This is a genomic window from Candidatus Babeliaceae bacterium, assembly GCA_041660765.1.
In the GTDB taxonomy this organism is placed as follows: domain Bacteria; phylum Babelota; class Babeliae; order Babelales; family Babelaceae; genus JBAZVR01.
Window position 1 is genome coordinate 26,830 of the sequence record JBAZVR010000002.1, and the last position, 20,665, is coordinate 47,494.

Sequence of the window (20,665 nt, forward strand, 5' to 3'; positions counted from 1 at the left end):
TGAGCATTTTTATGAATAATAAACAGATACTATTTTTAACAGCATTATTTTTTCTTATAACACATCCGCTTAATTGCATGAGCAATAAAAACCAACAAGCGCCTATAAAAAAAAATAATATTATTGCAACGATAACGCATACCGTATCTAAAAAATTATATGGCCAAGAATATCCGAACATTATATTAAATAATGGCAAGACCCCCCTGACTCTGGCAATAAAACTGCGAAATTTAAATAGTATCAAGAAATTGCTAGATTTTGGCGCCGATATTAACATGCAAGATAGAGCTGACGGCACTCCAATATCCATTGCACTAGAAGCGCTACAGAGCAAAATACTTTTTAAAAAGTTCTTATTAAATAATGAGTGTCATCTAGAAGAACTTTGCATGAGCGTAATAGAAAAAACAGTAGACCAAAAGTACTTAAAAAGAAATATAAAAAGCATTGCTCTATCAAAAAAAATTTTTAAATATTTATTAATACATTCAAATAAAAATCAAAGCGCTGTAATAAACAAAGAAATATATATAAACCATCAAGAAATAAAAAATATATACATCGAGTACGTACAACAACGATGGGAAAAAGAACAAATAGGCCTTATGATTATCGAAAAATATATGAGAGCGCCGGAAGATAGCACATGCCCTGCGCTACCAAAAGAAATTATTCAAGAAATTTTTAGCTATATCAAATAATAATAATCACAAACTTTAATAATCAAGGTCCCCATTATGCACTATCGATCATTACTCACTCTAGCAACACTTGCATGCCTATCATTACACGCTGGCGTCGATGATGATAATGCAATGGCATTGGCAATCATCGTATGGCGCCTCGACCATACATTAGCGCAATTAAAAAATGTTAACGAAAATAAACAACTTACAAAGGATCAAAAAAGACTTTCTTTTTATCTCGGTGAAAATAAAAATCCGGGCAACTTTGCCTCCGTAGAAGAGTTAGAGGCAATAATAGCACAACATAAAAAAACGGCTCTTAAACTCATATCTATGCCAAAAATAAACATAGAATTAGCCGATAATATGGGAAAAACGGTAAAAAAAATGTGTGAAAACAGTACATTTCCAGAAGTAAAAAATCTTCTAGAAACCTACAATAAAAATCGCCAAATATATAAAGCCAGTCTGCTGTCAAATATCAGAAATGGTAATAAATTGCCCAAAGAAATAGTGCTAGAAATTTGTACATTTATCGCTCAACAAGATGCTGTAAGCCCACTATGAATAACAAACACATATTATTTTTAACAGTATTATTTTTTAGCATAACTCATGCACTGCGCAGCTTTGACCATGACAATAATAAAAAAGTTGCTAAATCAAAAATCACTATTAAAACAGTGAGACATGCAGTAGCGCAAAAATTACACTACTATAAACTATCTGATCGAGCACTTGCGTATGCAATAGAGCACAATAATATAAGCTTAGCAAACCTATTATTAGGCACTCATAAAGATCCGAATATTTATTTTTCTAACGGAGCAACGCCGCTCATTGCGGCAATACAAAAAAATGATACAAACGCCGTTAAAGCACTTATCGATGCCGGCGCCAATATCAATATGGAGGATGAAAAGGGGGATCTGCCATTATTAATAGCCTTGGGCTGCCTAGCAAATGAGCTTTGGACCAGAGCTCAAATAAGACAATATGTTTCCTTTCATAACCGAGCATCATATCCAGGCGCATCATATAACCGCGAATTACCCACAAACCTGAATTCATCAAATTCCAAAGTTAAGGAATATACAAAAATTTTTAGACTACTACTCGCACATCCCCACAATAATCTGGCCACAAAAAATAAATCAGGAAAAAGCATTGCGGAAATTGTGTCTACAATCAAACACGAAGAAATTAGAGAAATATATGCAGATGTTATGCACAAAAAAGCCTATAAATATGCCATATTATTTATGGCATATCCCAGAGAGGCGGGACGCACCCCATTACCACCAGAAATAATTGACCATATTTTTACAGAAATGAAACCAAAGAAGCCATTATGTTTTATAAAAGAAGACTAATACCCTTATCTATACTTCTATCTTGTATAACAACATGCTCATTGCATGCGTCTTATGACAAAGGTATTGAATATGCGTTAAACAAAAAAGCGATACAACTCAATACAGACCTGAATCTATTACACATGGCCCAAGAAACAAAATTGCTGAGCATGCAACTTAAAAAAAATAAACGTAAGTGGGATGGTATTGCAGAAAATATAGATAAAAACATCTCAGTATACTCACATAAAGTATCACAGGGGAGCAGCGAAATTTTTAAATTACTTACTCTGCCAATCACAAATATTGATATAAAAACAGGCGTTATAAAACATTTTTTAGAAGATAGCAACCACCCAGAAATGAAAGAAATTTTAAAAAATTATGAAAATCATAAGAAAAAAATGTTCTCATTGCGTGTAGCATTTATATTATCCAACAATAAAGAACAAAATCGAATATTTCCCAAAGAAATAGCACTAGAAATTTGTAAATTTATTCAATAAAAAAAATATAATCACACATTACGTGGTATACTGATACTTACTACAACAATAAAATAATAAGTATTAGACCATGTATATTAATGTAAAACTTCTTAATGGCTTTCAGAAAGAACTTACCTACAAAGTGCCGGCATCTTTGAATTTGAGCACGTTGATCGGTACTATTGTTCATGTGCCATTGCAAAAGAGAACAGAAGCGGCATTAGTCGTCTCTGCAACTACAGAACTAGCAATAATGCCTGCCTATACTATACGAGAACTCTACGAACAAGATACCCATACGCTTCAAATAGAGTTTGCACAGTTTATTAAACGACTTGCCGAATATTACCATCTTGATCCAATTTATTTTTATAAACGCATTCGCCATTTTTTGCATAAAGAACCTGAAAACACCGCGTGTATTGAAGAAGAATTGTCTTTAACTCTACAAAATAATACTATTCACAATCTAAATATTACATTAACAATGCAGCAGCAACAGATTGTAGATGCGATCACACCTCATGTTATAAACCCATCCTATCAAGCATCACTGATACATGGTGTCACGGGCAGCGGAAAAACCGAAATTTATAAACAACTGATAACAACGGCTTATGAACAGGGCAAAAGTACGATTTTTTTATTACCAGAAGTGTCACTTGCCGTGCAATTTACACATGTATTGCGATCTCAACTGCCATACGGCGATGCTATATATGGATTCCACTCCGCAATCAGCACAAAAGAAAAACTAGCAATGTGGCATGACATTGAACAACAGCGCCCTGTTGTTATTTTGGGGGTGCATTTACCTATGCTGCTCCCGATTAAAAATCTTGGTCTTATTGTAGTAGATGAAGAGCATGATATAGGGTATCAAGAAAAAAAACATCCAAAAGTTAATTCTAAAGAAGCGGCGCTTTTGCGTGCGCAGGCCTACAATATACCCATAATATTAGGATCAGCAACTCCCTCAATTACCTCGCTGCATGCCGTAAAAACAAAAAAATGGCACTTTTTTGAACTGCATGAACGCTTCGCTGGAGCGTTTCCAACGCTCACTATTGTGCCACTTATTTCTCAAAAACAACGCAATAATTTTTGGATAACCCAAGAACTAGAAAATGCTGTACGTAAGCAATTAGAAAAAAAAGAACAGAGCATTATTTTTATTAATAGACGTGGCTATAGCTTTTTTGTGCAGTGCTTGGCCTGCAGCCATATTATTTCATGCAATTCATGCTCAGTCAGTTTAACCGTGCATAATGATGACACGTTACGATGCCATTACTGCTCTTTTCAACAGCCTATGCCATCACAATGCGTACAATGCAAGGGCTCCAAAAAAAACCTCTTAAAAAAGGGTATCGGCACCCAGCAAATCGTCACTATACTGGAAAAGCTGTTCCCCACGGCAAGAATAGCCCGTGCTGACTTGGATGCAACAATTAACAAAAAAAAATGGTCAAAAACGATACAAGATTTTAAAGACGGTGCCTATGATATCCTCGTCGGCACGCAAACAGTTACCAAGGGATATCATTTTCCTAAAGTAACGCTGGTCGGCATTATTTGGGCTGACATACAACTCGGTTTTCCATTCTATAATGCAACCGAAACAACGGTACAGCAAATCATTCAGGTTGCGGGAAGAGCTGGCCGTCAAAGTGCCGAAAGTTCTGTTATTATTCAAACAATGACTCCCCATCCGGCATTTGCTTATCTGCAGGAAAAAGAATACAGCGCATTTTATGACTACGAAATAGCCTATCGCCAGACCCTTAATTATCCACCGTTTACACGTTTTATCGAGCTAGAAATACGCAACAACGACAATACTATACTTGAACATGAAGCTGATGTATTGGCAGACACATTAGAAACTATAGTGCACGATAAAAAATATTCTATCACCATTTTAGGCCCAGCAAAGCCACCGGTAAATAAAATAAAAAATTGCTTTATCAAAAAAATATATCTCAAGTGCGGCAAGATGAGTGAAGCGTTATCGCTGTATACATATGCGCTTGAAAAAACTGAATTTACATCATCAATTTTTTTTACGCCTAATCCATCCCAATAAAAAAATGTTTTCTATAATGTTTAAGTTCTTCTATAGAAGCATACACATCATCAAGTGCTCGGTGATTTTCAGCTTTTTTAAAATATACATTTGAGTTGTGAGGATACCAACGGCGAACAAGCTCTTTGACGCTACTTACATCTATTATTCTATAATGAAAGAATGCCGCCAGCTCGCGCATGTGTCGTCTAAGAAAAGATCTATCTTGATAAATTGAGTTACCACACAGCGGAGCATCTTGAAAAGTGCAATACTGCTTAACAAATGCAAGTGTTTGTTGTTCAGCCTGCTGTAGGGTTATTGTAGAGTCTAGTACTTTTTGCCACAAGCCCGACTTGGTGTGCTGATTTTTGTTCCAATCATCCATTGCCAACAACACTTCTTCCGGGTGGTGTATAACAAAACTAGGCCCAACGGCAATAATTTCTAGGCTGTCGTTGGTGATAATGGTAGCTATTTCTAAAATAAAATCTGTTTCAAAATTCAGCCCGGTCATTTCCAGATCAAGCCAAATTAATTTTTTTTGTGACATAATAATTTTTCGTAAAGTGTGTTAATTGGTATACTAAATATCTGCATTAAATAAAAAATTTTCAAGCTTTTTATGGGTTTCTATGAAAAAATTGCGTATAGGTGTTTTAATGGGAGGTCGCTCAATTGAACGAGAAGTATCTCTCAATTCGGGAAGAACAATATGCGATCATCTCGATACCGCACAATATGAATCAATTCCCCTTTTTCAAACACGTGACAATGTATTATATATTTTACCGCAACGCTTTGTTCATCGCGGCAAAATAGCAGACTTTGAGCATAGACTTGCATCAGAAGCACAAGAAATTTCTTGGGATACGCTTAAAAATTATGTCGACATTATCTACATTGCACAACATGGCAGATTTGCTGAAGATGGAAAACTTCAAGGAACGTTAGAAATTTTACAAATACCGTATATTGGCTCAAAAGTTTTTGCCAGCGCTCTTGGCATGGACAAAGATATACAAAAAAAATTTTTGACTGCTGACGGAATACGTGTTCCAAACAGTATTACCATACAACCGCATGACATCCCGTATTATCAAGAAAATTTAGATATTTTAAAAAAAAATATCTTAGAAAAAAATCTTACACTACCACTTGTTATAAAACCTGTGCATGAAGGGTCAAGTCTTGGAGTTTCGATTGTGCGCTCATGGGATGCACTTATTGCAGCAATAACAACTGCTGCATATATTTTTGAAGATCAACCGCAACATGTGTTGCTAGAAGAGTTTATCGAAGGCATGGAATTTTCATGCATTATTATTACTAATTATATAACAAAAAATCTTATAGCATTGCCGCCAACAGAAATAGTCCCAGAAAAACATTCTTTTTTTGATTACGAACAAAAATATATGCCCGGAAAAGCGTGCAAACACACGCCAGCTCGGTGCACAGAAGAATCTATAGAACACATTAAAAACACTTGTATACAGGTTATGCGCACCTTACAATTTAGTAATATTGCTCGTATCGACGGCTTTTTGACGCATGATGGCTCTATTGTCATCACTGATCCAAATAGTTTCTGCGGCATGGATCCAGCAAGCTTTGCCTTTTTACAAGCAGCACAAATAAATATGAGCCACACGCAATTCATTAACCATCTCATTACAACCGAATTATATAGTTATGGTATGATCAAAGAATCAGAGACTTTACAACGAGAAGATCAAACGACCATGCTTAATAAAAAAAGAATTGGCATCATATGCGGCGGCAGATCCAATGAAAAAGAAATTTCTTTGGAATCTGGCAGAAATGTTGCCTACAAACTTTCGCCACAAAAATATGACCCCGTTCCTCTATTTTTAAACAGCAATCTTGAACTATATAAACTGGATCAAAAATTATTAGTGCTTAATACAACGCGTGAAATAGAAAATCTTCTTACCCCAGAGGCAAAAATAGCCTGGTCAGAACTTGCCAACCATATTGATTTTGCGTTTATTGCGCTACATGGCGGTGAAGGAGAAAATGGATCAATACAGGGCATGCTTGAAATGCTACAGATCCCTTATAATGGATCTGGCGTATTAACAAGCTCGTTATGTATGAACAAATTCACTACAAATCGCTTTCTCAAGCAAAAGGGATTTTGTGTCCCAGATGGCGTATTAGTAGAAAAAGATACCAAAATACCATTATTGCCAGCCTTTCCTGTTATTGTTAAGCCGCATGATGATGGCTGCAGCATGTTAGTACATAAAGCTCACACGCATGAAGAACTTGTGAATGCTCTAGAGACAATTTATGCATCTGGTAAAAATTATGCATTAATCGAAGAGTGCGTTATAGGTATGGAGCTCACCGTTGGCGTTATTGGCAATAATAAACCTCAAGCGTTGCCACCGAGTCAAGCCGTCGCGAGTAAAGGAATTTTGTCCATCGAGGAAAAATTTTTACCTGGTGCTGGAGAAAATCAGACACCGGCTCTCTTGCCGCAGGGCACGCTTGAATTAGTAAAAAAAACTATGGAACAGGTATATACGGAGCTTAATTGCAAGGGCTACGTGCGTATTGATTGTTTTTATCAAACACAAGAACAAAGTCCAACAGGGCACGAGCGTGTTATTATTTTAGAAATAAATACGTTGCCCGGATTAACACCAGCAACTGTTTTATTTCATCAAGCGGCTGAGCTCAATATTAAACCTATGGACTTTATTGACATGCTGATTGAACTTGGCAGCGAAGAACATGGTAAAAATAGGCAGTGCGTCGCTGAGAATACACACGTACAACAGTATTAAAAATATGATCAAAAAAAAAATTATTATCTTTACCAGTGCTGGCGGCAATGGCCATATGAGCGTCACGCGAGCGTTAATGGATTTATTAGAACAGCGCTATGATATCAAGTACGTCTATGCATATACGGATGTACTACAGGATGTCGACTTTTTTCAATGGCTGACAAAAAAAAGAATATGCGGTGAGGATGTTTATAATTATTGTCTGCAAAAAAAATGGATTTTTATGATCCACTTTTTTTTTATTATTGGCAGATGGTACTTTTGGTTATACAAAAAAAAAACGCTCTCTTTGCTCAATAAGTATCTATTAGAGCATAAACCAGATCTTATCATTTCGGTTATGCCACTCATTAACGGCGCACTTTTACATAGTGCAAAAAATTTAAATATACCGTTTTTGCTTATACCAACTGACCTTGATACAACAACATTTATGTATGAAATTGATAAAATTTTGTATAAAAAATTTAAAATTATAGCGACATTTAATGATCCGGATGTTTTAAAAACCGTCCCCGCCTATTTACATAAAGAACATATCGTATTTTCTCGCTTTCCTATTCGGAAAGACTTTTTTACTCACAAAGATACCGTTGCCATCAAAAATAAATGGGCTGTTCCGGTCAATAAAAAAATAGTTCTTGTCATGATGGGAGGGCAAGGGTCATATGCAACATTACTCTTTGCACAGGAACTTGCGCACGTTATGTCGCCCATTCATTTAATAGTATGTATCGGTAATTTTACGACAATAGAAAACGCTCTTACAGCAATAAATTTTCCTGATCATATCACCATAACCATTGTCAAATTCACTCATGAAATTGCTGATTTGATGGCGATTGCTGACATTATTATTACAAAGTCTGGATCAGTAAGTTTTTGCGAAGCACTATACTCAGGAAAGCCTATTGTGCTTGATGGAACATCATCAACTCTTTTATGGGAAGAGTTCAATCATACATTTTTAAAAAAATATACTCTGGGCGATATTATATACAATATTAAAGACACGCCACGTTTAATAGAAAAAATATTACATAACAATGAACTTGTATCGACCTATGCTGACAATATTAATGCTATAATTAGGTCAGAGCACCAGAATAATCAAGCAATACAAGATATTATTCATACGATGCTAGAAAACGCGCGATAATTATTTGAGAGAAAAATTGAACTGATCAGTAATTTCTAAACGCAAAAGCTTACCCAAAAGAGCGTCTTTAACAAGTGTTGTTGGTGTTGTATACGAACTGTTGTGGGCGTCATAATCCAACGATTTTTCTAGAACATAAATAATGCCACGTTCATCGCGCCATAGCCTCCAACACAAATTGCCAATTTTTAATGCAATTGCGTTTTCAGGTACATAATAAACACCAGCAACCATTTGTGATCGATATTTACGCGTTGCCGTAATAAACGGTATTATTATAGGTCGTTTTTTCAAAACAACACTATTACCGGCATTAACAAGCTGGCTATCAAGAGAAACCGTAAAAACAGTCTGATTATTAATGCACGTGACATGCACTACTTTAGACTCAGTCGCACATAGATTGTGCGCCAACATCACAATAACAAGAGATAATATAAAAGTTTTTTTCATCATAATACCGTAAAAAGCTTAAAATTTTATATTCAATCATAAAATGATAATAATATTAAGCTTAACAGATATGATATTTTTGTAAACCCTCTATATGTTTTTTGCCAAAGCACCTAAAACCTTGCGCATGAGATGATCAAACGTACTTTCCTGTGGTTCTTTTCTGATTTTTTCAAGGGCAAATTCTATCTCATTCCTTGAGTAGCCCAAAGATTTTAACGCATCAGTCACGCTTTTAAGCTGTTTAAGCAGCTCAGGTTGCTCACCATAAGCGGTTATATCTAATTTATTTACAGAGTCTTTAAGTTGCAAAATAATGCTTTCTGCCTTTTTACGCCCGATCCCATTAATAGAGCTCAAGAGAGAAACGTCTCCCATAGTAATAGCGGCAACAAACTGGCTTGGGGTAATATTCGCCACCAACGTTAACCCTATCTTGGGCCCAATCCCCGAACAACTGATAACCTGCATAAAAACTTTTTTTTCTAGGAGCGTGGTAAACCCAAACAAAGATGGCCCCTGCTCTTGATTCCAGTGCATGTGTACATGAAAAGCCGCCGTAGCGCCGGGGGTAAAAGCAAGCTCTTGCGGGACATTCAGCGCAAAGCCAATACCACCAACGTCCAAAACAACCCCCTGATGATACACGTCACAAACCGTGCCCGACAACATCGCAATCATATCCATCCCTCTTTCTTCAAAAATTATAATCTTTGAAGAAAAGTATACAGAGGAAAGCCTTCTTTAAATACTACTTATTTTAAGCGCGATGCACTGCTTGAAGATATAGTATAATTTGCCAAAATATTTAATTATTTTTTTGAATGATACCAAGTATATGCATACGTAAGCATACAACCAAATCCGAGTCCACTTGCAAAAATACCCGTAGGCACCATTATATTTTTTATTTTGGAATATTGTCGCACAACTGGCTATGGCGTTGAATTGTCAAGGTCTGTTAGCTCTTGATTAGCACCATGTAAAACTCGCGTATATTGTTGTTGTAATCTTGCAAGATTCTCTTTTCCACCCTCACTCTTAAATTGATAAGACTGCGGCCTTGACTCCATTGAATATCTTGTAGATTTTTCTTCAAATGCAACAACACCTTCTACGGTATATTTATTAAGATCTTTGGTATTTTCCATAAACCTTTTTGCTCTAGCAAAGTTACGCAGAAGAGATTCTGTGCATTGCTTGCTTTCCTCAAGTTCCCCACGTTGTACGCCTCTCTGAATATCTTGTATTCTCTCTTGATTCAATTGACCAATAATAGCTTCTTGTAAAGGAATTAATGACAGGCGAACAACTTTGCTAGTATCTTTTTTTTCAAACTTTGTAACTCGTTCTGGTTGTAAAAAATGTTCTAATCCGCCAATAATAGCTGGCGTAACATCCCATAAAGACACCAACTCATATGTTTCATCTGGGTCAAATTTTTTGTAAGACATACGGCATTGTTCATGCGCCGCACCTTTTGGATGGATAAATATTGCAGAATCTTCATCAGAAGCCAAAAGATTACGCTTTACGGTTGGCTGAACAAAACCATGATCTACCTCAGATGCAAAACGATTAATGCTACAAGTCATTGATTCAGGTTTGTATGCTTGCATGCGATTCTCTATATACGTCATGGCTTGTAATGCCCCAGTTACGCATATCATTGTCATTAAAACAAGTTTGTTTTTCATAAAGTCCTTTTTAAAGAGCGGCTATCCTACCGCAGAGCCTTAATATACTATATTATTAGTATATTACTCATAGAATAATTGTCAATTGGAAATTTTGAGATAATTTATAAGCACAAAATAGCACGTAATGCATTTATTATACCTGGACTGCCTTAAACAATTTACAAGAATAGTTTGACCCTAAAATGGCCTAAAATAGGGGTAAAAATCGGTTATAAGCGTAGTAAACGTGGAAAAAAGGCTTTTTTCCCCCTTCTTGCAGATTTGCTTTATAAACTCCCGGAGATGGACGGCGCGCATTGAGAAAAATTAAATTATTGAGACACTCAATAATACATCTAAAAAACATAGCATTTTTGACAAAATAATCACATTTGATAAAATTTATAACTATCTACTTTAAAAGAGTTTATTTTAAAAACTTCCCACAATTAAAACAATTAAGGATTTTATGAAAAAGATGGCTATGCCTACGCTTGTAATGGCATTATTGATTTCTAGCAACATAGAGGCAAATGAACTGTATTCAAACAAGTTGGCTTTGTCAGCAAATATCTGAGAATAAAATGACGACTGGTTTTCTTGCAGGGCTTGGCATTATGTACAGCGTGCATTTATGGCAGATCAATAAAACGAATAAAGCGTTGACAGAGGCGAATGACAAATTGAATAAATATAAAGCAGTTGAAGATGCTATAGTGCAATTCGAATTTTCGAGCGGCCGAGTATTCAACGAACTTAATACAGCACTTAAAAATTTTGGTTTTGAAGCTAAAGAAATACCCAGCGAACAAAAAGATGAACCAATAGCGTTCAAGTTTGCACGAAAATCATAACGATACTGTGTATTAAAATACATTGGGCGGAGTAAAATTCGCCCAGTTTTTATAATAAAGCTGTGAAGTTTGTTATAAATTAAAAAGCATTTTATAAAAATTTTCTCTCATTTTTATAATTTTATGATTATATAATTTGACAAATTTTACGGTTAATGATAACTTTTTTTCATTAAATGCGGGAATAGCTCAGTTGGTAGAGCGTTGCCTTGCCAAGGCAAAGGCCGCGGGTTCAAGTCCCGTTTCCCGCTCCAAAAATTACGGCACTACCATTTTTTATTTTTCCTTACATGCAAAAAAGGCATATTTTTATGAAATCCGTTATGCAAGAAGCATCTTCTATTGCCAAAGCCATCGAACAAGGCTGGATCAAGGCAAACAAGCCGCAAGAATTTTCTGTAAAAATCCTCGAAGAACCACAAAGAAATTTTATAGGCATGACAATCAAGTCCGCCAAGGTTGCTTTATTTTTCAACGATAAAACAGCTGCGCCTGTTGCACCGCAAAGATATCAAGAAAACAAGCCACGGTTGCATGAAAAAAGAGAAAAAAAAGAATTTCAAAAACCTGTATATAAGCCTACTGAACAAGTAGCTCCAGCAGCAGAATCTGCTTCAGAAGCTCCTGCGCCTCGACAAACAACTCAGCCTTTGTGGAACGACGCAATGCTCAGCACGGTTAACACATGGGTCAAAGATACCCTACGTATCATAGAAAAAGAAAACATTACATTTACGGTTGAACAACAAAATTTTCATATCAGAATAACGTTCAGTCAGCCAATTATGGAAACAGCCGATAAGGAAAAGCACCTTCTTGCCAGCTTTTCAACCCTCATTATTGAAACTCTCAAAAGACAGTTCAGAATGGGATTGAAGGGGCACAAGATTGTTTTAACCCATGCCACATGAATTTTAAAGAAACTATAGATCAGCAAACAATCGTCGCCCAATGCACGCCTCAAGGGCCTGGTGCACTTGGACTCATTCGATTGTCCGGTGAAAAAGCATGGGAAGTTGCTGAAAAAATATGTCGTCTTTCTTCAAAAAAAAAATTATCTGAATGCGAAACGCATACAATTCACCATGGATCTATTATAGACCCTCGCAGACAGCAAATCGACTCTGTCATGTTTTCTCTCATGAGAAGTCCGCGAACGTTTACCGGACAAGACACGGTAGAAATAACCTGTCACAACAGTCAATTTATTATTGATAGCATTATCGAATTATCCATCATGCATGGAGCACGGTTAGCCCATCATGGAGAGTTTAGTCAGCGGGCGTATCTTAATAAAAAAATAGATCTTTTGCAGGCAGAAGCTATCAATGAACTTATTCATGCAAATACCCAAAGTGCACTCAAATCATCACTCGCACAACTTAATGGAAGCTTGTCTCAGTATATATCTTCACTCGAAGACGATCTCATAACAGCACTTGCATTATCTGAAGCTAGTTTTGAGTTTTTAGATGATGAAGGTGACTTTCATCGCATGATTGCCAACAAATTACAAAATATTTTGGATAAAATAGAAATTCTTAAAAAAGATTTTAATAACTACAATGTCATCAGACAGGGGATACGCATAGCGCTTATTGGCTCAGTCAACGCTGGAAAGTCCCAGCTTTTTAATACACTGGTGCATCAAAAAAGAGCGATTGTTAACGAACAAGCGGGAACGACGCGTGATAGTATAGAATATGGCATGTATAAAAATGGCATGTATCTTACGTTTGTCGATACCGCCGGACTGCGTCAAACGCATGATTATATTGAACAAGAAGGTATCGCTCGCTCGTATGATGAAGCGCATAAAGCCGATATTATTTTACTTATTATCGATAATTCTCGCACGCAAACAGCACAAGAAGAGATTATTTATCACACTATAAAAAATGCTTATACGCATAAAATTATTACCGTATGTAACAAAACAGATCTTGCAAATATCAATACAATAACAACGCAAGACACAATAACCACGTCTGGACTTACTGGCGCTGGCTGCGAGCAACTCGAGCAAGCAATTTTTAATAAAATTTCTCATCTTATTGATGCTCAGCAATCGCCGTTTTTACTCAACAAACGTCACTATACTATTTTGGTAAGAATTGAAGACACGATAAAAAAAATTGCATCTACATTGACAGATAACGTACATTATGAGCTACTCTCAATAGAGCTCAAAAACGCCCTAGAAGACAATGGCGAATTAACAGGCAAATCTATATCAGAAGCAGGATTAAATGCCGTATTTAAAGAATTTTGCGTGGGCAAATAAAACATATTTTTTAATATGTCTTTTTCTTTCAACAACATCTCATGCATTTTTTCATGACCTTGATCAGCGAGCACGACAAAATATCGCACAACAGGATTACTTAGAAAAAGAAGCGCGAATACGAGCAGAGCGAGATGCGATTATATATCGAGAATATATTGTACCCATCATGATACTGCTCAAAGCTGGTTGGCGCGTCACGTTATCAACAGGAAAATTTGGTTACTTGTTAGTAACAGATCCAGAAATAGCATGCAAAAAGCTAGTACATTTACACAGTGACGCTATTATTGGTTGCGCCGGGCTCATTATTATCGCCGGGTGCACTATAGCTTACATACGCAATGCATTACGAAAAAATTACCCGAATAATTATCACGAATACAATTGGAATAGAGAAAAACAATAAGAAAGTACTTATGAACGTCAACTACATATTACTATTTTTTTCATTCTATTCTGCTCAAGCATACGTACATGTTATTCCATTATCGTATAACGCAGCTACTCAAAATTATTCTGTGTTATTAGGCCGAGGGAAAAATGAGAATTTTTGGAGTGATTTTAAGATAACCCCAAAACCTGGCCGATCATTAGAAGCAGAAGCCAATCGAACGCTTTTTTATCAAACTAATCAGGTATATAATGTGCAATTTACACAAACAACCCCGCATATTAATTTGCCCAATGGCGAAAAAGCGTATTACATAACTATTAACTTTATACCAGGAAAAAAATTATATAACACGGCACGCAATGAGTTTAAAGACGATTTTGCATGGGTACCTATCACAGATATTTTACAAAACCCAAATCTTACCCGTGCAAGTCACAAGGCACTATTACCTATTGGCAAACAAACAAGAGAACTGCTGACTAATCACTGGAGCACAATTGTGCCACAGTTGCAAGTATCATCATCGCCATTGTGGTTTAATATTCCAAACGCTATCTACTTTTATAATAAAGGACAAGATTATTATGAATTTACCAATTTTCAAGAAAATTATCCTGTAGATCCAAATAATACGGGTACGTGGTGGCCAACAACTGAACATTATTATCAAGCGCAAAAATTTATTAATTACCCAGCCATTCAAGAAGAAATAAGAAAACTACCATCAGCGCGCGATGCTTTTAATAAAGCCCGTGATTATAAAAAATTTGTAAGATCAGATTGGCAATCTGTCAATCTTGGTATCATGCATACAGCAATAAAAGATAAATTTACACGTTACCCACAGTTAAAAAAAATATTACTTGATACACAAAACAGGGTATTGGTAGAAAATGCTGGCCCACATGATAATTTTTTTGGCGCAGGTGCTGATGGGCGGGGCGAAAATCATCTTGGTATTATTTTGATGAGCATAAGGGAAGAGTTGCAATTAACAGAATTATCTCATGATCTTTTTGTACTTTCTAACACTATAGAAGCATCATGACAAAAAAAATTATTATCGCAAACTGGAAAGCAAATAAGCCATTTGATAGCGCATTAGCGTGGGTTAGCGATCATTATAACGATCTTGCAGCATTGGCACAAACTCATACTTTAGTACTGTGCCCTGATTTTGTAACAATAGCTGGTCTCAAAAAAATAGCGCCCAACACCGTACATATTGGCGCGCAAGATTGCTCAGAACATGAAATCGGTCCCTGGACAGGGCAAGTGCCAGCCCTTTCTTTGGCGCAGGCTGGATGCACCTTGTGCATTATTGGTCATACCGAAACACAAAAATTATATCCGCAATCAACAGAATTACTGATAAAAAAAACATATATACTTTGGCATAATAATATAATTCCCATTATATGCGTCAGCACACATCAGCAAGCGCAACAATTATGTCAGCAATTGGCGCAAAAAAAACTAGAAAAGCAAGAACTTATTATAGCTTTTGAGCCAAAAGAAGCTATAGGAGCGCAAAGTCTAGCGCCAGAAAAAATCAAAGAAGTAATATATCTTATACAAGAACAAGCGCAATTATTGCTTCCCCAAATATCCTGTCGAATACTGTATGGCGGCGGCGTACATGAAAAAAACATAAGCGAACTAGCTGCTATTGATACAATTGATGGTTTTTTAGTGGGAAGCGCAAGTCTCGATTTTCAAAAGTTAAAAAAAATAGTATTATCATTAAAGAAGTAAAATTTTATATACATAGGGTAAAAATATGTTCTACGGCTTTCTCATATCACTTTTTGTCATTCTCTGCATCATTCTTATACTCACTATACTGATTCAAAAGAGCAAAGGCAGTATCGGGATAGGCAATCTCGGCGGCAGCTCCCAGATGATTTTTGGTGGATCCGGCGGCCAAGATTTTTTTCAAAAAACAACATGGGTTCTCGGCATTCTTTTCATGGCTGGGTCTCTCGTGCTCGCGCTCATGAAATCTTCATCAATACGTACATCGCGCTATTTAAGCAAAGCAGCACCAGTTCAAGTTGCCCCAGCACAACAACCCGTAGCTGAACCGCAAGCGCCTGTTGCTGAACCGGTTGCTCCGGCTCAAGAACAACCAGCAACCCCGGCTGCTGCACAATAAAAAGTACATATAAAAAAATTTAAAAAAACAGGTGTAATTTATCTTACACCTGTTTTTTTTACAGCCCCCACAAACGCATTGACAAATAGTCAAATTAAGATAATCTATAATTGTATGTAAGTATATAAAAAATAAAGATTATAATTATGAAAAAAGCACACTTATTATTCACAGGTCTCTTTTTATCCATCATCCTGCTGCTCGTCTACTATTGTTCAGTAAGACAATCAGCGCCGGAGCCGTTGACATATCTTCGAACCGATGATGTTGCTAAAGACTTATTATTCGAAGCTCGGCATCGTCCTATAAGGATATAATTATGAGGCTCAAAAAAGTTTCTTTTTTATTATTCTCAATTTTGCCGCTCGCTCATTTCAGCTATAGCGCAAAAGAACCGTTGCCTATAAAAACGCAAGAGACTCTTATGTTTGAGCAAGAAGAACATAGATATATGAAACTATCTATTGACGCAGCAAACATTCTAGAAGAATTAGAAAAAAATAAGGGCTTGTCCGAGCAACAAATTGGCCGTTTTAAGGCTTTGATTGAATTGCAATACTCATCACTATTAAGCTCGCATCAAACAGCGATAAAAGAACAAATAGATACATCAATACGGTTCTGCAATAACGAAGTCAGCAAATCTTATATGAATAGTATAGCCAGCCTTGGCATATATGGCATATCGTTAGGCGTTAACAAAAAATTGCTTTCCGTACACTCATACGATGTTTTTAAACAAATTGAAGCACATGAAAAAAGCGTGGCTGCGGCAAGAGATATAAAAAAATATCAATCCTATAGAAACACTCTCGCGCGCATTTTTGGTACTTTTTTAACATTAAAATAATAGTAATTTCTTGTCCCGACAGGCCTATCCAGACTCATCTCCTTATAATATTGACAAATAGATAAAATTTGGTAAAATATAAGCTATATAATGCATAAAACAAAGGATATAATTATGAATGCTAAAAGTACTCTTTTTTATTATTTACAGGTTTATTGTTGCTTGCAGCGCCGTATAGCCATTGCATGAGTGAAAAACAGTTAATACACAGAGAACAATTAACATACTGTCGAACCGATAACGTGGAGCAAGACTTCAATTTTGAAGCAATACTGAATAGTATAATGAAAGATGCACCAATTCACATTAAAGAAAAATTTACAGAAACAATAGGGATAGATCCTGCAATATTAAGCAAACAAGAAGATAACCTATCGCACCTTGCAGCGGCACAATTAGCAATTCTAGATGAATTAAAGAATACACGATCTATATCTACTGAAAAAAATAAATATTTTACAGATTTCACCCAAAGCTTACAATGTTTTGCAACAAGCAAAAAATCTCTAATGAGAGCAACAACTGAAGAAAATACTAAAGCTCATAGATTTATCAAGCAAAAAATATATGACAAAATACAAGAATTAGACGATGAAGCAACTGACAATATAGATGTTTATAATGCTAAAATTCGCAGCGCTAAAAACCTTATATTTCGTGGTTTTATTGGTTCAATAATGCATATACCAGTTATATGCACATATAACTGGTTACAATATTATTATAATCAACCATCAATTTTTAGTGAGGTTGCGAATGCATCATTATTTACCTCAGGGATTTGGAGTATAATAAAGACATTCAATGTAGCACGTAAATTATATACTTTAGGAAATGAGAAAAAAGAATCTCAAAACTACAAGTTTAATATTTCGCAAGTTGCTAACATTGCTAGTGAAAAATATTTCACAAAGTTTCCAGCGATCATCAGGACTACAAAATAATTTCCAGCAAATAGATTTTTATTTGTTATACGTAAGAGGACTGCTCGATAAGAGTGGCCTTCTTGTGCTTCACGCCCTAACCTTTCGATACACCGCTCTGCGAGCGGCACTCAGGATGAGCGGGTGTACCCATGCAATCCAATTAAGTTATAAAGTTACAATATAATGCGCAGACTAGTCTTTATTTACTCTCTTGTTATACTAAAAATAAATCTTAGATAACAAAGGAATAGAGCATGAATAATACTCCGATCCACGAAAATTGGTCAAAAAACGGCCTGGTAATTGATGAAATTAAAGAGGTCAGTGCGCATTTTAAAAATATCGCCAAAGAAGTAAGCAAAGTTATTATAGGACAAGATCAAACAATCACCTTTATATTAATAGCCATTCTATCTAAAGGACACATACTTTTAGAAGGCGTGCCTGGTGTTGCCAAAACAACGATGATCAAAGCAATTACACAAGCGCTGGGTCTCTGCTTTAAACGCATACAATTTACACCAGATTTATTGCCGGCTGATTTGATTGGCACACTCATGTATAATCCAAAAACACAAGAATTCGAAACTAAAAAGGGGCCCATTTTTGCCAATCTCATTCTTGCGGATGAAATCAACAGAGCGCCTGCCAAAGTGCAATCAGCATTACTAGAATGCATGCAAGAACATCAAGTTACATTGGGGTCGCAAACACATCATCTTGATGAGCCCTTCTTGGTATTTGCAACACAAAATCCATTGGAACAAACAGGAACCTATAGATTACCGGAAGCACAGCTTGATCGTTTTATGTTCAAAATTCTTGTAGGTTATCCATCAATGCAAGAAGAAAAAGCCATCATTACGCGAGCATATACTCAACAGACGGTGTATCAAGTTATTTCGCATGCAGATATTATCAAAGCTCAGAATTTGGTTGAGCATATATATTGCGATGAAAGAATTATTGATTACATTATTGCGCTAGTATGCGCTACGCGCACACCGGAAAAATATCATCTCGATCTTAAAAAATTTATTCAAATGGGAGCATCTCCACGAGCAACGCTTGCAATCCATCAATCTGCACGCGCTTATGCCTTTTTAAAAAAAGAAAGAGCTTTTGTTACACCTGACGATGTAAAAGCTGTTTATCCAGCCGTTATGCGCCATAGGATAGCATTGAGTTATGAAGCTGAGGCACAAGGTATAACAGCTGATGCAATAATAGATAAAATTATGAGCATCATACCAAGTCCTTAAATCAAACTTGACAAATTGTTACTAAGACGAGAATATTATTTGCAGGATGATAAGAAAACTCCTCTGATGTGTGGCGACAAAAGGATATTAATGAAAAGTCCTCTATGGATTTTAAATAGCACGTTGACATGCATTTTTTTGATAACAATCTGCTTCGTCATTTTTAATCAAAAAAAACCAGCAACAAGAACATCGATCAGACCAGAAGCTTTTATAGCAGCGTCGAAAAAAGATGTTTCTAAAATCAATATTGCAACCATTTACGAAAATGATTTATTTAATACGTCTGTAAGAAAAACGTTTGAAGAAAAACAAAAAAGTGATGGAAAAATTGCTATCCCTCAGCCACCAATTTTACAACCACTACCCGTACCACAACCAGCGCGTATAGATTTCTTGTCGCCACTACCTATCACACTTAAAGGTATAATTTTTACCAACAATGATGCTGAAAATCATGCAATAATTGCAAATAACAAAACTAAACAAGAAGCACTCTATAAAATTGGAGACAAAATAGAAGATGCTGATATAATTCATATTAGCAGGCATAAAATAATTCTTATAAGATCAAATGGACAACAAGAAACAATTTTCATTACACCAGCTGATGCTCAAGAGGATCCAATTTATGCACGTGACAAATCTTGGACGTATGTGGTGAAAAAAATATCAGATACGGTATATAAAATCGATCCAAAAGCTTTCATGAAAAGAATTAATAATCTCGCTCAATTTATTGATATGCTTGATGTCACGACAGCATTTTCAAAAGGGAAAAGTTTGGGATGTCGTATTGGGATGTTGACTCCTCAATCAATAGGCCCATCTTTAGGACTCCAGCAGGGTGATATTATTGCAACCATAAACGATATCCCTGTGACAACCACGCAAGATAGATTAACGTTATACAACACAATAACGACCTTACCATTACAATCAACGATACGCGTTAAGTTTATAAGAAATGAACAAGAGTACATTATGAGTTATGTATTGGAACGTATAAGCGAAGCAAAAAATGAACAAGAAAATCTTGCTATCGGTACACCAATTACCATTCAAGAAACAGCAAATATTCAAAACATTCCGCAAGCAACCAAGCTTATAGAAGCATCTCAACAAAATCCTTTAGTAAATGCCATAAAACAGCAAGACAAGGGTACGATGTTGCGACATGGTGGTCGAGCGTCTGTAATTCAACGTATACCTCAATAAGATGGTAGGCAG

22 protein-coding genes and 1 tRNA gene are annotated in these 20,665 nt (G+C 36.0%); 19 read left to right on the forward strand and 4 right to left on the reverse strand.

Going from position 1 to position 20,665, the window contains the following annotated elements; genetic code table 11:
• Positions 1-11: 11 nt before the first annotated feature.
• The 5 genes from WC707_05065 to priA all read left to right on the forward strand — a co-directional run bounded on the left by WC707_05065 (position 12) and on the right by priA (position 4,618).
• Complete coding sequence (locus WC707_05065) at positions 12-704, forward strand: ankyrin repeat domain-containing protein (protein ID MFA6066520.1); 693 nt, start codon at positions 12-14, stop codon at positions 702-704.
• Between the two features lie 36 nt (positions 705-740).
• Complete coding sequence (locus WC707_05070; GenBank protein ID MFA6066521.1) at positions 741-1,256, forward strand: hypothetical protein; 516 nt, start codon at positions 741-743, stop codon at positions 1,254-1,256.
• Positions 1,253-2,062 carry an ankyrin repeat domain-containing protein gene (locus WC707_05075; GenBank protein ID MFA6066522.1) on the forward strand — a complete coding sequence of 270 codons (810 nt, stop codon included), beginning with the start codon at positions 1,253-1,255 and terminating at the stop codon, positions 2,060-2,062. The genes WC707_05070 and WC707_05075 overlap by 4 nt, the downstream gene beginning before the upstream one ends.
• Positions 2,041-2,550: a hypothetical protein gene (locus WC707_05080; protein MFA6066523.1), complete on the forward strand. Its 510-nt coding sequence runs from the start codon at positions 2,041-2,043 to the stop codon at positions 2,548-2,550. The genes WC707_05075 and WC707_05080 overlap by 22 nt, the downstream gene beginning before the upstream one ends.
• Before the next feature lie 70 nt (positions 2,551-2,620).
• Positions 2,621-4,618 (forward strand): primosomal protein N', encoded by a 1,998-nt coding sequence (gene priA, locus WC707_05085; protein MFA6066524.1) that lies wholly within the window; start codon positions 2,621-2,623, stop codon positions 4,616-4,618.
• Here priA and orn read toward each other — a convergent pair.
• Positions 4,602-5,150, reverse strand: coding sequence for an oligoribonuclease (gene orn / locus WC707_05090; protein MFA6066525.1), 549 nt, complete (start codon positions 5,148-5,150; stop codon positions 4,602-4,604). The genes priA and orn overlap by 17 nt on opposite strands.
• An 82-nt stretch (positions 5,151-5,232) precedes the next feature.
• Here orn and WC707_05095 point away from each other — a divergent pair, with 82 nt between their 5' ends.
• Together WC707_05095 and WC707_05100 are read left to right on the forward strand one after the other, a co-directional pair.
• A complete protein-coding gene (locus tag WC707_05095) occupies positions 5,233-7,413 on the forward strand; it encodes an ATP-grasp domain-containing protein (GenBank protein MFA6066526.1) in 2,181 nt (726 codons plus the stop codon).
• On the forward strand, positions 7,361-8,575 hold the full coding sequence (locus WC707_05100) for a glycosyltransferase (GenBank protein ID MFA6066527.1): 1,215 nt from the start codon (positions 7,361-7,363) through the stop codon (positions 8,573-8,575). The genes WC707_05095 and WC707_05100 overlap by 53 nt, the downstream gene beginning before the upstream one ends.
• Here the strand turns inward: WC707_05100 and WC707_05105 are convergent, their stop codons facing one another.
• The 3 genes from WC707_05105 to WC707_05115 all read right to left on the reverse strand — a co-directional run bounded on the left by WC707_05105 (position 8,576) and on the right by WC707_05115 (position 10,725).
• Positions 8,576-9,028 (reverse strand): hypothetical protein, encoded by a 453-nt coding sequence (locus WC707_05105; GenBank protein ID MFA6066528.1) that lies wholly within the window; start codon positions 9,026-9,028, stop codon positions 8,576-8,578.
• A gap of 90 nt (positions 9,029-9,118) precedes the next feature.
• Positions 9,119-9,709 (reverse strand): Holliday junction branch migration protein RuvA, encoded by a 591-nt coding sequence (gene ruvA / locus WC707_05110; GenBank protein MFA6066529.1) that lies wholly within the window; start codon positions 9,707-9,709, stop codon positions 9,119-9,121.
• Between the two features lie 254 nt (positions 9,710-9,963).
• Positions 9,964-10,725, reverse strand: coding sequence for a hypothetical protein (locus tag WC707_05115; GenBank protein MFA6066530.1), 762 nt, complete (start codon positions 10,723-10,725; stop codon positions 9,964-9,966).
• Positions 10,726-11,240: 515 nt separating this feature from the next.
• On the opposite strand from WC707_05115, the gene WC707_05120 reads away from it, so the two are divergent.
• The 12 genes from WC707_05120 to WC707_05175 all read left to right on the forward strand — a co-directional run bounded on the left by WC707_05120 (position 11,241) and on the right by WC707_05175 (position 20,653).
• The gene (locus tag WC707_05120; GenBank protein MFA6066531.1) at positions 11,241-11,561 is read left to right on the forward strand and encodes a hypothetical protein; all 321 of its coding nucleotides are present in this window, start codon (positions 11,241-11,243) and stop codon (positions 11,559-11,561) included.
• 178 nt (positions 11,562-11,739) lie between these two features.
• Positions 11,740-11,815 (forward strand) — tRNA-Gly (locus tag WC707_05125).
• A 57-nt stretch (positions 11,816-11,872) separates the two neighbouring features.
• Entirely contained in the window at positions 11,873-12,472 is a 600-nt protein-coding gene (locus tag WC707_05130; GenBank protein MFA6066532.1) for a hypothetical protein, read from the forward strand.
• Entirely contained in the window at positions 12,469-13,845 is a 1,377-nt protein-coding gene (gene mnmE, locus WC707_05135; protein ID MFA6066533.1) for a tRNA uridine-5-carboxymethylaminomethyl(34) synthesis GTPase MnmE, read from the forward strand. Before WC707_05130 ends, mnmE begins: the two co-directional genes overlap by 4 nt.
• Complete coding sequence (locus WC707_05140) at positions 13,811-14,254, forward strand: hypothetical protein (protein ID MFA6066534.1); 444 nt, start codon at positions 13,811-13,813, stop codon at positions 14,252-14,254. The genes mnmE and WC707_05140 overlap by 35 nt, the downstream gene beginning before the upstream one ends.
• Positions 14,255-14,264: 10 nt before the next feature.
• Positions 14,265-15,290: an NADAR family protein gene (locus tag WC707_05145; GenBank protein ID MFA6066535.1), complete on the forward strand. Its 1,026-nt coding sequence runs from the start codon at positions 14,265-14,267 to the stop codon at positions 15,288-15,290.
• Positions 15,287-15,997: a triose-phosphate isomerase family protein gene (locus tag WC707_05150; GenBank protein MFA6066536.1), complete on the forward strand. Its 711-nt coding sequence runs from the start codon at positions 15,287-15,289 to the stop codon at positions 15,995-15,997. Before WC707_05145 ends, WC707_05150 begins: the two co-directional genes overlap by 4 nt.
• Positions 15,998-16,022: 25 nt before the next feature.
• A complete protein-coding gene (gene secG / locus WC707_05155) occupies positions 16,023-16,397 on the forward strand; it encodes a preprotein translocase subunit SecG (protein MFA6066537.1) in 375 nt (124 codons plus the stop codon).
• A 319-nt stretch (positions 16,398-16,716) separates the two neighbouring features.
• Positions 16,717-17,247, forward strand: a complete 531-nt coding sequence (locus WC707_05160; protein MFA6066538.1) for a hypothetical protein — start codon at positions 16,717-16,719, stop codon at positions 17,245-17,247.
• Between the two features lie 284 nt (positions 17,248-17,531).
• Positions 17,532-18,191 (forward strand): hypothetical protein, encoded by a 660-nt coding sequence (locus tag WC707_05165; protein MFA6066539.1) that lies wholly within the window; start codon positions 17,532-17,534, stop codon positions 18,189-18,191.
• A gap of 236 nt (positions 18,192-18,427) precedes the next feature.
• Complete coding sequence (locus WC707_05170) at positions 18,428-19,435, forward strand: MoxR family ATPase (GenBank protein ID MFA6066540.1); 1,008 nt, start codon at positions 18,428-18,430, stop codon at positions 19,433-19,435.
• Positions 19,436-19,525: 90 nt separating this feature from the next.
• Positions 19,526-20,653, forward strand: a complete 1,128-nt coding sequence (locus WC707_05175) for a type II secretion system protein N (protein MFA6066541.1) — start codon at positions 19,526-19,528, stop codon at positions 20,651-20,653.
• The last annotated feature ends 12 nt before the right edge of the window (positions 20,654-20,665 follow it).

Excerpts from the sequence above, each read along its gene's own strand:
- WC707_05140 (MFA6066534.1), top strand. The coding sequence starts at position 13,811 with ATGCCGTATTTAAAGAATTTTGCGTGGGCAAATAAAACATATTTTTTA.
- WC707_05130 (MFA6066532.1), top strand. The coding sequence starts at position 11,873 with ATGAAATCCGTTATGCAAGAAGCATCTTCTATTGCCAAAGCCATCGAA.
- WC707_05170 (MFA6066540.1), top strand. The coding sequence starts at position 18,428 with ATGAATAATACTCCGATCCACGAAAATTGGTCAAAAAACGGCCTGGTA.
- WC707_05160 (MFA6066538.1), top strand. The coding sequence starts at position 16,717 with ATGAGGCTCAAAAAAGTTTCTTTTTTATTATTCTCAATTTTGCCGCTC.
- mnmE (MFA6066533.1), top strand. The coding sequence starts at position 12,469 with ATGAATTTTAAAGAAACTATAGATCAGCAAACAATCGTCGCCCAATGC.
- WC707_05120 (MFA6066531.1), top strand. The coding sequence starts at position 11,241 with ATGAACTGTATTCAAACAAGTTGGCTTTGTCAGCAAATATCTGAGAAT.
- WC707_05165 (MFA6066539.1), top strand. The coding sequence starts at position 17,532 with ATGAAAGATGCACCAATTCACATTAAAGAAAAATTTACAGAAACAATA.
- WC707_05145 (MFA6066535.1), top strand. The coding sequence starts at position 14,265 with ATGAACGTCAACTACATATTACTATTTTTTTCATTCTATTCTGCTCAA.
- orn (MFA6066525.1), bottom strand. The coding sequence starts at position 5,150 with ATGTCACAAAAAAAATTAATTTGGCTTGATCTGGAAATGACCGGGCTG.
- WC707_05105 (MFA6066528.1), bottom strand. The coding sequence starts at position 9,028 with ATGAAAAAAACTTTTATATTATCTCTTGTTATTGTGATGTTGGCGCAC.
- WC707_05095 (MFA6066526.1), top strand. The coding sequence starts at position 5,233 with ATGAAAAAATTGCGTATAGGTGTTTTAATGGGAGGTCGCTCAATTGAA.
- WC707_05070 (MFA6066521.1), top strand. The coding sequence starts at position 741 with ATGCACTATCGATCATTACTCACTCTAGCAACACTTGCATGCCTATCA.
- WC707_05115 (MFA6066530.1), bottom strand. The coding sequence starts at position 10,725 with ATGAAAAACAAACTTGTTTTAATGACAATGATATGCGTAACTGGGGCA.
- WC707_05080 (MFA6066523.1), top strand. The coding sequence starts at position 2,041 with ATGTTTTATAAAAGAAGACTAATACCCTTATCTATACTTCTATCTTGT.
- ruvA (MFA6066529.1), bottom strand. The coding sequence starts at position 9,709 with ATGATTGCGATGTTGTCGGGCACGGTTTGTGACGTGTATCATCAGGGG.
- WC707_05175 (MFA6066541.1), top strand. The coding sequence starts at position 19,526 with ATGAAAAGTCCTCTATGGATTTTAAATAGCACGTTGACATGCATTTTT.
- secG (MFA6066537.1), top strand. The coding sequence starts at position 16,023 with ATGTTCTACGGCTTTCTCATATCACTTTTTGTCATTCTCTGCATCATT.
- WC707_05065 (MFA6066520.1), top strand. The coding sequence starts at position 12 with ATGAATAATAAACAGATACTATTTTTAACAGCATTATTTTTTCTTATA.
- WC707_05100 (MFA6066527.1), top strand. The coding sequence starts at position 7,361 with ATGGTAAAAATAGGCAGTGCGTCGCTGAGAATACACACGTACAACAGT.
- WC707_05150 (MFA6066536.1), top strand. The coding sequence starts at position 15,287 with ATGACAAAAAAAATTATTATCGCAAACTGGAAAGCAAATAAGCCATTT.
- priA (MFA6066524.1), top strand. The coding sequence starts at position 2,621 with ATGTATATTAATGTAAAACTTCTTAATGGCTTTCAGAAAGAACTTACC.
- WC707_05075 (MFA6066522.1), top strand. The coding sequence starts at position 1,253 with ATGAATAACAAACACATATTATTTTTAACAGTATTATTTTTTAGCATA.